The sequence below is a fragment of the [Clostridium] saccharolyticum WM1 genome (assembly GCF_000144625.1).
In the GTDB taxonomy this organism is placed as follows: Bacteria; Bacillota; Clostridia; order Lachnospirales; family Lachnospiraceae; genus Lacrimispora; species Lacrimispora saccharolytica.
Window position 1 is genome coordinate 3,300,631 of the sequence record NC_014376.1, and the last position, 13,272, is coordinate 3,313,902.

12 protein-coding genes are annotated in these 13,272 nt (G+C 45.4%); 3 read left to right on the top strand and 9 right to left on the bottom strand.

The features are described 5' to 3' along the window. Window positions 1–12: 12 nt before the first annotated feature. From CLOSA_RS15245 to CLOSA_RS15260, 4 genes are all read right to left on the bottom strand, one after another. Window positions 13–1,083, bottom strand: coding sequence for an ABC transporter substrate-binding protein (locus CLOSA_RS15245; RefSeq protein WP_013273660.1), 1,071 nt, complete (start codon window positions 1,081–1,083; stop codon window positions 13–15). 136 nt (window positions 1,084–1,219) lie between these two features. Further along, window positions 1,220–2,254 carry an ABC transporter ATP-binding protein gene (locus CLOSA_RS15250; protein ID WP_013273661.1) on the bottom strand — a complete coding sequence of 345 codons (1,035 nt, stop codon included), beginning with the start codon at window positions 2,252–2,254 and terminating at the stop codon, window positions 1,220–1,222. A gap of 11 nt (window positions 2,255–2,265) precedes the next feature. Then, a complete protein-coding gene (locus CLOSA_RS15255; protein ID WP_013273662.1) occupies window positions 2,266–3,048 on the bottom strand; it encodes an ABC transporter permease in 783 nt (260 codons plus the stop codon). After that, window positions 3,041–3,874: an ABC transporter permease gene (locus CLOSA_RS15260; protein ID WP_013273663.1), complete on the bottom strand. Its 834-nt coding sequence runs from the start codon at window positions 3,872–3,874 to the stop codon at window positions 3,041–3,043. Before CLOSA_RS15260 ends, CLOSA_RS15255 begins: the two co-directional genes overlap by 8 nt. Before the next feature lie 191 nt (window positions 3,875–4,065). Between CLOSA_RS15260 and CLOSA_RS15265 the strand changes: the two genes are divergently transcribed. From CLOSA_RS15265 to CLOSA_RS15275, 3 genes are all read left to right on the top strand, one after another. Beyond that, window positions 4,066–4,995 (top strand): LysR family transcriptional regulator, encoded by a 930-nt coding sequence (locus CLOSA_RS15265; protein WP_013273664.1) that lies wholly within the window; start codon window positions 4,066–4,068, stop codon window positions 4,993–4,995. Between the two features lie 65 nt (window positions 4,996–5,060). Then, window positions 5,061–5,528, top strand: coding sequence for a hypothetical protein (locus tag CLOSA_RS15270; protein ID WP_013273665.1), 468 nt, complete (start codon window positions 5,061–5,063; stop codon window positions 5,526–5,528). 59 nt (window positions 5,529–5,587) lie between these two features. After that, the gene (locus tag CLOSA_RS15275; protein ID WP_013273666.1) at window positions 5,588–6,505 is read left to right on the top strand and encodes a ketopantoate reductase family protein; all 918 of its coding nucleotides are present in this window, start codon (window positions 5,588–5,590) and stop codon (window positions 6,503–6,505) included. Window positions 6,506–6,747: 242 nt separating this feature from the next. Here the strand turns inward: CLOSA_RS15275 and CLOSA_RS15280 are convergent, their stop codons facing one another. The 5 genes from CLOSA_RS15280 to larC form a co-directional block, all read right to left on the bottom strand. Next, window positions 6,748–7,101 (bottom strand): PqqD family protein, encoded by a 354-nt coding sequence (locus tag CLOSA_RS15280; protein WP_013273667.1) that lies wholly within the window; start codon window positions 7,099–7,101, stop codon window positions 6,748–6,750. Further along, complete coding sequence (locus tag CLOSA_RS15285; protein ID WP_013273668.1) at window positions 7,088–9,010, bottom strand: OPT/YSL family transporter; 1,923 nt, start codon at window positions 9,008–9,010, stop codon at window positions 7,088–7,090. Before CLOSA_RS15285 ends, CLOSA_RS15280 begins: the two co-directional genes overlap by 14 nt. 88 nt (window positions 9,011–9,098) lie before the next feature. After that, window positions 9,099–10,562, bottom strand: a complete 1,464-nt coding sequence (locus CLOSA_RS15290) for an aminoacyl-histidine dipeptidase (RefSeq protein ID WP_013273669.1) — start codon at window positions 10,560–10,562, stop codon at window positions 9,099–9,101. A 500-nt stretch (window positions 10,563–11,062) separates the two neighbouring features. Further along, complete coding sequence (gene larE, locus CLOSA_RS15295; RefSeq protein ID WP_013273670.1) at window positions 11,063–11,893, bottom strand: ATP-dependent sacrificial sulfur transferase LarE; 831 nt, start codon at window positions 11,891–11,893, stop codon at window positions 11,063–11,065. Next, complete coding sequence (gene larC, locus CLOSA_RS15300) at window positions 11,893–13,272, bottom strand: nickel pincer cofactor biosynthesis protein LarC (protein WP_013273671.1); 1,380 nt, start codon at window positions 13,270–13,272, stop codon at window positions 11,893–11,895. The genes larE and larC overlap by 1 nt, the downstream gene beginning before the upstream one ends.

A 13,272-nucleotide genomic window follows, 5' to 3' on the forward strand; every position in this document is an offset into this window, starting at 1 on the left:
TTCTCTCTGTCCTTAATTATTGATAATACGGTTCCACTGGTCGATCCAGTCGCTTAATATGGGATTGACAAAAGCGTAATCCAGAACCTTTGCACGTTCCGCAGTTTCTCCGTACGTCATGTTTGCGGAATCTTCTTCGGAAACCTCCACCTGATTGTTGGTAGGCGCTTCGTTTAATGCCTTGGTTGTCTTACTCTGCAATTCCTTGCTCAACCGGTAATTAATGTATGCATAAGCCAGTTCCTTGTCCTTGCAGTTCTTGGTGATGCTGATGGTATTAAAGTTTGCATAGGTCACATCAGGAGTCACATACACCAGATCCGGGCTTGCTTCCTTGATCGTGGGAACACCGAAGTCACCTACAATGGCAGCCTTGATTTCTCCGGAAGTAAACATGTTGATTAAGTCAGAAGACTTTGCATAAGTTTTCACAAGGTTTGGCTTTAATTCCTCCAATGCCTCAAAAGCAGCCGCTCCCTTGTCACTGGTTACATCTACCCCCTTGTAATCGCTTGCCATATAAACCATGGCAGGACCAAAGGTAGTGGTAATATCCGGAATGGCTACGCTTCCTTCCAGTTCCGCTTTCCACAAATCATCAAAACTCTTGATCTCAAATCCTACTGCCTCCGGATCATACATAATGCCGATGCTGTTGATGGTATAGGCAACTCCCTGTCCCGCATCTGCCATGGTCTTTGCTGCTTTGATCAAATACTGGCTGTTCTCGATCTTGCCTAAATCCAGAGGCTCAAACAAGCCCTCTTCCATCCCCTTTGCTGTCATAGCCTGTGATAATTCGATCACATCAATGGCGCTTTCGGAGTTGGCAGAAAGCTTTGTGTAGCGCTCATTGGTACTTCCCGTCTCTGTAACGATCTTGCAGTTAAACTGATCCTCAAAAGGCTTGTACACCTCTTCCTCTGAGATATCCTCGCTTAGGCCATAAGTGGATAATACCAGTTTCTTTTCTTCTGTGCCGCTCTTTTTCTCACCTGCCGCCGTTGTTCCTGCAGATCCGGCACCGCCGCAGCCTGTTAATACAATGGCTGCACACAGGGATAATGCCAATACTTTCTTCATAATCTTCTTCCTCTCTTTTATTATTGACCGGCTTTATCAGCCGTTGTTACCTATATTTCCTGACTTTCCTGTTTTCCTGGTATATGCCCCGGGTATACCTCTTTTCGGTCCCAGCCCTGGGGCAAGAACCATATCCTTAGGACACCAGGATCAGTTTTGACTCCGGAAGATAAAGGCGGATCCTGCTGCCCTCTTCATATGATTCTTCTGCCGGCCGGTTTACCAGAAACTTTCCTGCTGCCGTAAGGACCTCGTACTGATAGCCTTTTCCAAGAAATGTACGGACACCCACAGTGCCTTCCAGGATGTTGTGATCCTGTCCCGCGTCCGCCACCCGGATATCTTCCGGCCGTATGGTGCCCATGCAGGCGCCCTCTCTGGGGAAGGTTTCTATCTGAAATACTGCGCCGGACTGGGTTTTATATTCATCCCCCTGTCTCTTTAAAGGAAGAAAATTTTCAAAACCTATAAATCTGGCTACAAATTCCGTGCTGGGTTTTTGATAAATGTTTTCCGGTGTGTCAAACTGTTCGATCACTCCCTGGTTCATAACCGCCACCTTATCCGAAATGGAGAAGCACTCTTCCTGGTCATGGGTAACAAACAAGGTGGTAATACCCAGCTTTTTCTGGATCCTCTTGATCTCCATTCGCATATTAATGCGCAGCTTTGCATCCAGGTTGCTTAATGGTTCATCAAGAAGGAGAAGCTTTGGCTCGATCACCAGGGCTCTGGCAAGGGCCACCCTCTGTCTCTGGCCGCCTGACATCTGCTGGGGAAACCTCCCCCGGAACTCCGTAAGGCCGCAGACCTCCAGGATCTGATCCACCTTTTTATCAATCTCCTCTTTATGAAGCCTTCTCATTTTAAGTCCGAAGGCCACATTGTCATAAACAGTTAAATGGGGAAACAGGGCATAGCTTTGAAATACGATTCCAAAGTTCCTCTTGTGTACCGGAACCTTCGTTAAATCGGCTCCATCCAAAGAGAAAACCCCTTTCTGCGGCTCAATAAATCCGGCCACCACCCGAAGGGTCGTTGTCTTTCCGCAGCCGCTTGGCCCTAAAAGAGAAACCAGCTCCCCTTCCTGCACCTCCAGATTAAGCCCCTTTAAAATCTGTTTTTTCTTATCAAAACAGACATCAATGTCTTGCAGTGTCATATATGCCATGATTTTTCCTCCTATTTGGCCAAAGCCGCAATTCCCAGGGTCCTGTCAACAATTACCATGATAAGTACCGTTATGGCCATCAAAAGCACGGAAACCGCAGACACCGTAGGGTCATAATTATATTCAATGTAATTCATAAGGGTCGCCGGGAAAGTAGATACCCCTGGACCTGAGAGAAACATGGAAACCGGAATGTTATTAAAGGAGTTAATAAAAGCCAGCATAAAAGCCGCTGAGATTCCCGATGTGATGTTCGGAAGCACTACCCGGAAAAACGCTCCTGTTTTTGTGCAGCCCAGACTCCAGGCCGCCTCTTCCACGGAATCATCAAACTGGTCCAGACTGGAACCCACCACCCGGATCACGTAGGGCAGAGTCACCATGAAATGCCCTGCCAAAAGTCCTGTAAATACCGGAACCCTTAAGGTCAGCACCAGAAACTGGTAAAGAACAAAGCCGATTACGATTCCCGGAACAATGGTCGGAGAAAGAAATATGGATTTTAAAATCCCCTTTCCCTTCATCCCGGACCTTGCCAGGGCATAGGCAGCCGGTATTCCTGCAATAAGAGCGGCTACGGTGGCAAGGAGCGCAATTTCTAAGCTGGTCAAAAAGGAAACCCGGAAGGATTTCAAAGCAAAAACATTGACAAACCAACGGAAAGAAAAGGATTCAACAGGAAAGGTGATGGCACTGCCCTCTCCAAAAGCAGTCACAGCAATGATCACAAGGGGCAGGATCAAAAACAGAAACACCAGAACAGCAAAACCCGTAAGCATTTTATTTTTACGCATGGCCTCCTCCTCTCCTGTCCAACCTGGCTGACAAGGCATTCAATCCTTTGATAACAGCCAGTGTCACCACGATCATGATCAGGGAAATGACCGCTGCCCCATTCCAGTCTCCCACGCTCATGGCTCTCTGGTAGATGAATGTGGCAAGAACCATATGTTTATTGCCTCCCAGCAGCTGAGGCGTGGTATAAGCGGTCAATGTCCCGGTAAACACCAGAATGCCTCCTACGATGATCCCAGGGAGACTTATGGGGAAAATCACCTTCATAAAAGCCTTGAACCGGTCCGCCCCCAGGCTAAGAGCTGCTTCCATCATGTCATCGTCTATATTTTCCATAACACCGGCCACCGTAACGATCATCAGGGGAAGGAACAGGTAAACGGAGCCAATGATGATGGAAAAGTCCGTGTATAACAGCTTGGCAGGCTTTTCCAAAAAACCGGCTGCCAAAAGAAACCGGTTAATAATACCGTTGCTGCCTAAAATATTGATCCAGGCAAAGCTTCTGATGACGGAATTGGTCATTAAGGGAAAAATTGAAACAGAAAGAAGAATCCCTCTCCATTTTTTCCTGCACCGGCTGATAAAATACGCAGTGGGTACTCCTGCTGTCATACAGACAGCCGTCGTAAGGAAGGCCACCTTTACCGTCCTCATAAAGATCTTAAGATAATACTCATCCCGGAAAAAATCCACATAGGCGCTGAAAGGATAATCCCCGGTATGAAAAGACGGAATCAGCACTCTTAATAGCGGAAGAAACAGACATACTGCCAATATTACCAGTCCTGGCACGACCATTATAAATGCACTACTTTTCTTCATCTTGACCTCCCCACGGGTTTTATTCGCATTCATTGTCAACACTTATAATCACTTATAAGTTCAGTTAATTTATATCTATACTTTTATTATAATTTATGATATACTGTACGTCAAATACATATTATCTATATTTTTTATGCAGTAAAGCTATAATAGAAACACCATAACCTGCACATAAAGGGGGAACACCTATGGAATTGAAAGAAGCCAGATATATCCTGGCCATTGCCAGGCAGAAAAACATCAGCAAAGCGGCTGAGTCTCTGTTTATCTCTCAGCCTTCCTTAAGCAAGTATTTAAAAAACCTGGAGCACCAGCTTGGAGTCCGGCTGTTTGACCGGGTGGGAAGCGGTTATTTTCCCACCTACATTGGAGAACGTTATATCCATTATGCGAAAAAAATTGTAGAATATGGCATGGAATGGGATATGGAATTTGATGATATCATGCACCAGAATCACGGACGCCTAAATATTGCCATCCCAATTATGCTTGGGAACAGCCTGATCGGCCCCACCCTTTCCACCTTTCACCGGCTGTATCCCCATGTCACAGTGAACATGATGGAAGAGGTCAGCTTTGTTGCCGAGCATTCCTTGACCGACCACACCGTTGACTTAACGTTTTACAATGTCCATGAATTTCCCACCGGCCTGGATTACCAGATTATTGGAAAGGAAGAAATGGTCCTGGTTCTGTCAGCCTCAAATCCCCTGATAAAAAAGGCAGAACATAAAGAAGGCTTTCAATACCCCTGGATCGATCTAAGCCTTCTTGCCGGCGAATCCTTTATCCTTCTCTATCCAGACCAGAACACGGGCGGCCTGGCTTTAAAGCTATTTAAGGACTACGGGATGGAACCAAATGTCCTTCTGCACACCAGAAGCAGTGAAATGTCCATCCGCCTTGCCATGGAAGGCCTGGGAACCGCCTTTGCACCTGAAAGCTATTATCATTATTTAAAAGACAGGGAGCCCAGTTCCTCTGTCTGCCTTTCCATTGGAAAAGAACGAATTGAAAACACCCTTATAGCTGCTTACCAGAAAAACCGGTACCTGCCGAAATACGCCAAGGCCTATCTTAATATTCTGGCCGGATATTACCAGACAAAACATGGCTAATGCTTTCCTTTTCTTTGCTTTTTTAAGAACTTATGGTAATATAGATTAAAAACACGAGGTAACCTATGACAAAAAAAATATACAGAACTTTTTTCCTTATTATCCTGCTTCTGTTATCCCTTACTTCATGCCAGAGTCAGAAAAACGAGGCGTCAAAGGATCTTACCGGCATTCCCGTTGACATTTCAAAAACCGAATCCGTTTCCATATATTATGGTTCCATCTGTTATTCTTTTTATGACGAAAACAAGGAAACCATATCCAATGTGGCGGATCTCCTTCGCGGCTTTTCTTTAAAGGAGGTTCCGGACGGAACCCTGGACAGCACCACCACCTATCAGATCTATTTTTCCAATTCAAAAGGGCAGACCGGAGCGGTAAATGTGGACGAAAAAGGCATGTTTTATCTGCCGGATACGAAAAAATACTATCAGGTCGATGAAGGAACCTTTCATCTGGAAGAGCTGAAAAAAATCTATCAGGACAGTATGAATGCAGGCGGCTTTGACAAAAGCCAATGCCTGATTCAATAGCTAATGCATCTTTATAGAAATCTTCTTTATAGAAAACTTCTTTATAGAAAGGAAACTTTATGAGTGATCACGAAAAAACAACAGCGATTGTAGGGATGGGTGCCCTGGGGATGCTTTATGCCAGCCAGATTTCCTTTGCCCTTGGCCCGGATTCCGTCTTCTTTCTTGGGGACCGTGAAAGAATGGACCGTTACCGTCAGACACCTTTTACCATAAACGGGGAACCCGTTTCCTTCCGGATCCAGGACTGTACAAAAGTCTTGCCGGTGGATTTTCTGATTGTGGCTGTCAAATACAACTCCCTTCCATCTGCACTGGATACCATGAAATCTGCCATCGGTCCTCATACCACAATCCTATCGGTCATGAACGGCATCGACAGTGAAGAGATTATTGCACAGCGCTTCGGTGAGGAGAAAGTGCTTTATTGCATTGCTCAGGGAATGGATGCCATGAGGTTTGGCTCCAGTCTTACCTACACCCTTCCGGGCACCCTCTATCTTGGAACCAGGACCGGGGGACAGGAATCACGGCTGCAGGACATTACCCAATTCTTTGGAAGGGCTGGCCTGCCATACGTAGTTGAAGCCAATATTGTGAAACGCCTTTGGGGGAAATTCATGCTGAACGTGGGAATCAATCAGAGCTGCATGGCATTTGAAATGGATTATGGCGGGATCCTTGCGCCCGGAAAGGCCCATGATGCTCTGATCGGAGCCATGGAAGAAGTAATCGCCCTTTCCCAAAAAGAAGGGATCGGTTTGTCGGAAGAAGATATGGGATTCTACATAAACCTGATTAAAACTCTTTCACCAAAAAGTGTTCCATCCATGCGTCAGGATGGAATCGCCCGACGGTATTCTGAGGTGGAAATGTTTTCAGGGGTTGTCCGCCGTCTGGCGGCAAAACATGGACTATCAGTACCGGTCAATGACATGCTTTATGAAAAGATCAAGGAAATGGAAGCAGCATATTAAACCTTCCTTCGTTCTATCAAATGCATATATGAGATAATAAAGACTTTACCTAATTTAGAAGGGAAACTCCATTTAAGTTTCCATACAGATCCTGATTACGGAAGCATCGATACGCAAAAAAGGCCGGTGCCGGGACACAGCTCCCGGCACCGGCCTTTTTTGCGTTCTGATTTCCCAGTGCTAAAGCATGGATGCTGACGCAGCCACACTCCTGTGCGGGAATCTGCTTAGCCGACTCTTTCTTATACCCTGCTGATATTTTCGATATAGTGAAATTGCTGCTCCAGATGACTGACAAATAACAGCAGTCTTTCATACAGTGGCTCTACCTTGTCACCGTACGTTTCTTCAAGGCTTTTCCCGATTTCCCTGACGGTCTTCCTGCCGTCAATCAGAAGAAAAACGCAGCTTCCATACTCATCCATCGTCATTCTTTTATATTCCGGAATTTTGAAACCAAGTTTTCTAAAAAACCGCTGAATCTTGTGATCCTGTTTTTCAAGCATGGTCACAATGCCGTTTTTGTCAACCTCATATTCCAGTTCATCAGAAATCTTAAATATTATATTGAAAGCATCATCATTATGATCTAACATTCTTCACTTCACTCTTAAAAATCGGTATTGCGGTGGCTGCTACAAGAATGACCAGTAAGATAAATGCCATTCCATTTGTGTTCGCAAATCCGCTTGGTCCGGTCCCCTTGATAATGCCCGTCACCTGCAGAACAATTCCGATCAGGCCGATGATTGATCCGCCGGCAACAAGCCCTGACGACAGGCTTACTCCGTTAGAAACTTTCGTTTCCTTTTCTCTCTCATTCCGGGAATACTTTTCAGCAAAGTAACGGACCAGTGCCCCTATCAAAATAATAGAAGTAGTGGATATAGGTAAATAAAACCCGATTGCCACTGTCATAACAGGGAGCCCCAGCAAAAACAAAACGATACCCATCACAATGCCGCAGATAATCATAACCCATGGTAATTGGCCAGACATGATTCCGGCTGTCAATGTTGCCATCAAATTCGCCTGAGGCAATGCAAAAGGAACATTGTCACCAGTCATTGAGAGCTGATTGGAAAGCAATAATATGACACAGGTAACTACCATGACACCTGCCACAGAAGCAATGGCAAAATATTTCTGCATTTCACTCTTGTTTCCGCCGATGATGAAAGAAACCTTTTGCGATTGGCAGTAACCCCCCGCTGCAGCGATTGCAGTGACAATAAAGGAGCCGAATAGCAGCAGAGCCTTGTTATCATCCACGCTCTTCCACCCCAAACCCACAAACAGCAATGTGACGATAACAATGGAAGCAATTGTCATTCCGGATACCGGAAGATTTGAAGTTCCGATGGTACCGGTTAAACGGCCGGATACGATAACAAACATCATGGACAGCATCATGGATAAAACAGCCCCCAGCAATGCCATGGCAAGGTTGCCGCCGGATACCAGGAAACCGCCGATCAAGCCTATGATGATTCCTGCCAGTAATATAACTGTTTCAACAGAAGATCCGGCACCGGAGCTTTTTCCTCTGGCATTCATGGTTTCCTTTATAGAAGCGATAACCGTAGGAATCAGTTTTATTGCACCGATCAGGCCGCCGGAAAGCATCATGCCTGCACCGATATATTTTACGTAGCTTCCTGCTATATCGCCGACTCCCATACCATTTATACTGACAGCAGGATTATTCCATACGGCCGGACCACCGCTGCCCAAAGAGGCAAAATAGCCGATGAGGGGCGTAACAGCAAAGTTGGATAATATGGAACCGGCAAACATGGTCACAGAAACCTGCATGCCAACAATGAAGCCTATCCCCAGCAGTAGGGGGTTTACTTCCATCTGAAATTTCCATTTATAAAAGGGTTCATTTACAAAACTGATCACATTGTTGGTGATATTTAAGAATGAGCTGGTCAATATGGTTATAAAACCGCCAATTCCAAATCCGATACCCATAAACTTAAGCGAATCTTTCGCTCCTTCCGAAGCAACCAAGGTTTCAGAAATAGCCATTGATTCCGGATACATCAATGTTCCGTGTTCTTCCACGATTAAATAATTGTAAACAAGAGAAGCGGCTCCTATGCCAAACAATGCACCACCGACACCGATTACAAAGCCTTCCACAAAGGTCACTTGGGAACCAATTAAAAGAATTGCCGGTAAAACAAATATCATGCCGCTGGCTATTGATTCCCCTCCGCTTGCCATCCCCTGCATGAGTGTCTTTCCAAGAATCCCCTTCTCCCTGGCAAAAACAGCAATAAACACAGAACCTAATATGGACCCCGGTATCCCTGCGGCAACTGTAAGACCTGCTTTCATTCCTGAGTAAGCAGTCGATGCGGCGAACAATGCAGACAGAAGAATACCAATGATTAATACTGTAATATTTCCACCCAATCCTGAGCTTTTGGAAACGTATGGGACGTAGTCTTTTCCGGATACACCGCCATATGCTCCTTTTGATAATTTTTGATTCATACACAGTACTCCCTTATATTATATTGTCATTGCTTGATTCAATGGTTGCCATAAATTGAAATTTGATAATTTCGTCACCCCTGTGCTGTTATTTAAGAGCTTTCAGTGCTTCTGTTAAATACTTCCATGTCCTCTGGGTTGATGGGATACTTAATTGCTCTTCCGCAGTATGTACTCCAAACATGGTTGGCCCAATGGATATCATATCCAGGCTTCCATTAAATTTTTTGTCAAAAATCGCGCATTCAAGTCCGGCATGAATTGCACTGATAAGCGGTTTTTTACCGAATAATTTCTCGTATAAATCGATGAAAAGCCGTCTTACTTTTGAGTCGGGATTATATTTCCATTCCGGATAATCCGATTCAGCAGTCACCTTTCCATTTGTAAGGCCGGCAATGGCGGCTACGGTATGGTAAATATTATCCTTTCTACTTCCAACAGAGCTTCTTATAGAACTAATGACTTCAACACTATCCTCCTTTATCTGAACTACCCCCAGATTCAATGAACTCTCTACCAACCCCTCAATTTCCATGCTTACGCTTTGTACTCCGTTTGGAATCAGATACAAAAAATTAATGATGTTTTCTTTTGTATCTTTTGACATGATTCGTTCCGGCATAGTTTCAGCAGGCTTTAATTCAACTTTTATGTCCGGATCTGGTACTTTGTATTCGTCCTTCATGATTTCTTCCAGACCGGAAACCTGCGCGATCAGCTCTGAGACATTGTCTGCATTTACACATACGACAGCCTGTGCATCACGGGCAATGGCGTTATGCTTTGAACCTCCGCTGACGAAGCATAGATTTATATCCATCTCTGTATTTAAACTTTTCAGCAGGCGGGCCATTAATTTATTGGCATTTGCTCTGCCCTTATGTATTTCCGCTCCGGAGTGTCCGCCCTGCAGACCTGATATATCAATGGTAAAAGCCGCCCGTCCGGGATTTACACGTTCCCATATGATAGGAATATTGATCTTGGAGGTACAGCCGCCTGCACAGCTTACTGTCAGAATTCCCTCTTCCTCAGAGTCAATATTAATAAGTGTTTTACCTGATACATTTTTTGGATCCAACACATGGGCGCCATCCATTCCCGTCTCTTCAGAAGTGGTAACCACCAATTCCACCGGCGGATGTTCCAGCGTATCTGAAGCCAGAACAGCCATTCCCATGGCGACCGCGATCCCGTCGTCCCCTCCGAGAGTCGTTCCGTCTGCGCAAAGCATATCCCCAACGATTTTCAACGGAATGGGGTCTGTCAGAAAATCATGGGTTACATCAGGCCTTTTCTCACAGACCATATCCATATGCCCCTGGATCACAACGCCGGGGCTGTCCTCATAGCCCCTGGTACCCGGCTTCTTAATGATTACATTCAGCGCTTTATCCTGTATGACCTCCAGCTTGTGCTCCTTTGCAAAAGAGACTAAATAATCGCTGATTCTTCTTTCATTTCCCGAACCTCTGGGAATACGGCTGATTTCCTCAAAATACTGAAACACTTCAACCGGTTCCATGTTTACCAATGCTTTGCTACCCACGGTATATTTCTCCTTTACTAAAAAATTTGCCCTCTATGTATTGAAAAACAGGTTTTCAGGCAAAAACCCAATAATATATTATCACAAACAAAATCAAAATACAATGGACACATTTGTGCATTGTGTACAATTTTATTCGACATCTTTCTCATTATTTATGCAAAATTCTACAATATTCTTGATCTATAGCCATATTTTATGATTTAATGAATAAATTTGCATTCAAACACCGTCCAATCCTGCCAAGCTTCCTATATCCCTTACGATAAACTGCATTGCCCCCCCAATGATCTTCCGGCGATATCATAAACAAGCAGAACTTTCGTATGTTTCAAAAAACCTTTCGATGAATCATTTTTTCTTTTATGGAATCGATGAATAAATATATGAAAAAAGTGCGTTTCCGGACATGGAAACGCACTTTTTTCATTTCAGATTAAAATCAAATCTAACGCAGCAATATCCGTAACACCACAAGAAACATAATCGGTTCATCGGTTCTATTCAAGAGGTTCTATCCCCACATCCATGCTTCCGGACCGGAACCCTTCCAAATCCATAGTAATATAAGAAAATCCCAGTTCTTTTAAGTAAGAGACAATCTCACTGCTCCTCTCCATCAACTCTCCCATGGCCTCCCGGTCTACCTCAATACGGACAATGTCTTTATGAAGCCTTAGCCGCACATTTCCTTTCACAAGAGAGCTTACAAATTCCTCTCCTCTTCCAATACGGTTTAAGATATCATAATCAATTTCCGTATTATATGGAAGGCGGGTCGCCATACATGGAGCGGAGGGCCTGGACGCCACGGAGATTCCGTACCAGGAGGCCAGCGCTTTGACCTGGGCCTTGGTGATATGAAGTTCTGCCAGAGGGCTGATGATCCCAAGCTCTCTTAAAGCCTTGATTCCCGGACGGTAAACATGCAGATCATCTTCATTGGTACCATCCATGATATAAGGGATGTTCATTTTCCCGGCAAAATCCTTCAAAGACCGGAACAGCTTCTTTTTGCAGAGATAGCACCGGTTTACAGGGTTAAAGCGTATTTCCTTCTGTTCCAGCTCATTGACGGAAACCACCCTATGAACTCCCCCCAGTTCCTTTGCCACTCTGGCGGCGATCTCCAGATCACAGGAGGGATGGAGGCGGCTGTCAAAGGTCACTGCATAAACGGTTTTTCCCATCTTTTCTGCAGCCTCTGCCGCCACCTTAAGCAATAAACTTGAATCCACTCCCCCGGAAAAAGCCAGGCAAATATCCTCTTTGGCATAAACCGAAATCCTCTGCTCCAGCCTCTTCTTTATTTCCATCATGCTCTGTTCCATTATTTGTCCGCCTCTCTGCGTATGATGCTGTATATGGTCTGGTAATCCATCCCATTTTGTCTGCAAATGCTTCTTACACTTTCAAATTCCGGGTAACAGAACGTCCTGCCCTTGTATGTGCAGATTTTCACCTCTGCCTCCCCGAATTCCGTCATAACCTTTCTCTTCATCCGGTCCAGAACAGTTCTGGATACCGGATACCGCCTCACACCGATGGTGGTGGTCTGAAGGAACAGGATATCTTCCATTCTGCTAATGGTCTCTTCCGGGCAGATCAGGCTGAGCATATAGGCAGGGCGGTTCTTTTTCATATAAACAGGCGTATACCAGACATCGGCGGCTCCCGCCTCCAATAAGGACTCCATGGCAAGACCAAAGGCTTCCCCGCCGCAGTCATCAATGTTGGCTTCCAAAACCCACATCCGGTCTTCTTCCTCCTTTTCCTCATCCAAGAGAATCATGGCCCGCAGGACATTTGCCTGTTTAAAGTCCTTTTTCCCTGCTCCGATTCCGGTTTTTAAAATCTGAAAGGTGGAGGGCAAATCCTTTCCTGTGCCAAGAGCTGCCGCTATGGCGGCTCCGGTGGGAGTTACCATTTCCCCTTCATTATCTGTAAAACGAAGTTTCAGTCCATGGGCCGAAACGATATTGGCCGTTGCTGGAACAGGGACCGGGATGACTCCATGCTGACAGCGGACGCTGCCGTATCCTTCTGACAGAGGAGATACCAGGATTTCATCGACTCCCAGGCTGTCCACACAAACTGCCACGCCGATGATATCCACAATGGAATCAATGGCTCCTACTTCATGAAAATGAACCTCTTCCACAGGAATGCCATGAGCCTTTGACTCAGCCTCCGCCACTATATCAAACATCCGCTTTGCCATTGTCTTTACCTGTTCATTGGAATCTAGGCGGCCGATGATGGTGTATATATCCTGAAGATTTCTGTGGTCGTGGTCGTGGCTGTGGTCGTGGTCGTGGCTGTAATCTTTGTCGTGGTCATGGCTGTGGTCGTGGCCGTGGCTATGGTCATGGCTATGGTCGTAACTGTGGTCGTGGCTGTGGTCGTGGTCATGGCCGTAGCTGTGGTCGTGGTCGTGGCTGTGGTCATGGCTGTGATCTTGAATATGTTTGCGGTTACAGTCCTGATCGTTTTCATGCTCATGACCTTCGTTTTTCAGGACCACATCAAAATCATAAGCATCCAGCCCGCATTTCCTGGTCCTTCCAAAATGAAGATGATAGCCATCCACTCCCAGGCTTTGCAACGCCTTTATAAGCATCTCCCTGTCCGCTCCCAGGTCTAAAAGAGCGCCTACGGTCATATCTCCGCTGATCCCTGAATTGCATTCCAAATACAGTATTTTTTTCAT

What these genes read in the sequence shown, in the direction of transcription:
- CLOSA_RS15245 (WP_013273660.1), bottom strand. Translation starts at nt 1,083, where the DNA reads ATGAAGAAAGTATTGGCATTATCCCTGTGTGCAGCCATTGTATTAACA.
- CLOSA_RS15250 (WP_013273661.1), bottom strand. Translation starts at nt 2,254, where the DNA reads ATGGCATATATGACACTGCAAGACATTGATGTCTGTTTTGATAAGAAA.
- CLOSA_RS15255 (WP_013273662.1), bottom strand. Translation starts at nt 3,048, where the DNA reads ATGCGTAAAAATAAAATGCTTACGGGTTTTGCTGTTCTGGTGTTTCTG.
- CLOSA_RS15260 (WP_013273663.1), bottom strand. Translation starts at nt 3,874, where the DNA reads ATGAAGAAAAGTAGTGCATTTATAATGGTCGTGCCAGGACTGGTAATA.
- CLOSA_RS15265 (WP_013273664.1), top strand. Translation starts at nt 4,066, where the DNA reads ATGGAATTGAAAGAAGCCAGATATATCCTGGCCATTGCCAGGCAGAAA.
- CLOSA_RS15270 (WP_013273665.1), top strand. Translation starts at nt 5,061, where the DNA reads ATGACAAAAAAAATATACAGAACTTTTTTCCTTATTATCCTGCTTCTG.
- CLOSA_RS15275 (WP_013273666.1), top strand. Translation starts at nt 5,588, where the DNA reads ATGAGTGATCACGAAAAAACAACAGCGATTGTAGGGATGGGTGCCCTG.
- CLOSA_RS15280 (WP_013273667.1), bottom strand. Translation starts at nt 7,101, where the DNA reads ATGTTAGATCATAATGATGATGCTTTCAATATAATATTTAAGATTTCT.
- CLOSA_RS15285 (WP_013273668.1), bottom strand. Translation starts at nt 9,010, where the DNA reads ATGAATCAAAAATTATCAAAAGGAGCATATGGCGGTGTATCCGGAAAA.
- larE (WP_013273670.1), bottom strand. Translation starts at nt 11,893, where the DNA reads ATGGAACAGAGCATGATGGAAATAAAGAAGAGGCTGGAGCAGAGGATT.
- larC (WP_013273671.1), bottom strand. Translation starts at nt 13,272, where the DNA reads ATGAAAAAAATACTGTATTTGGAATGCAATTCAGGGATCAGCGGAGAT.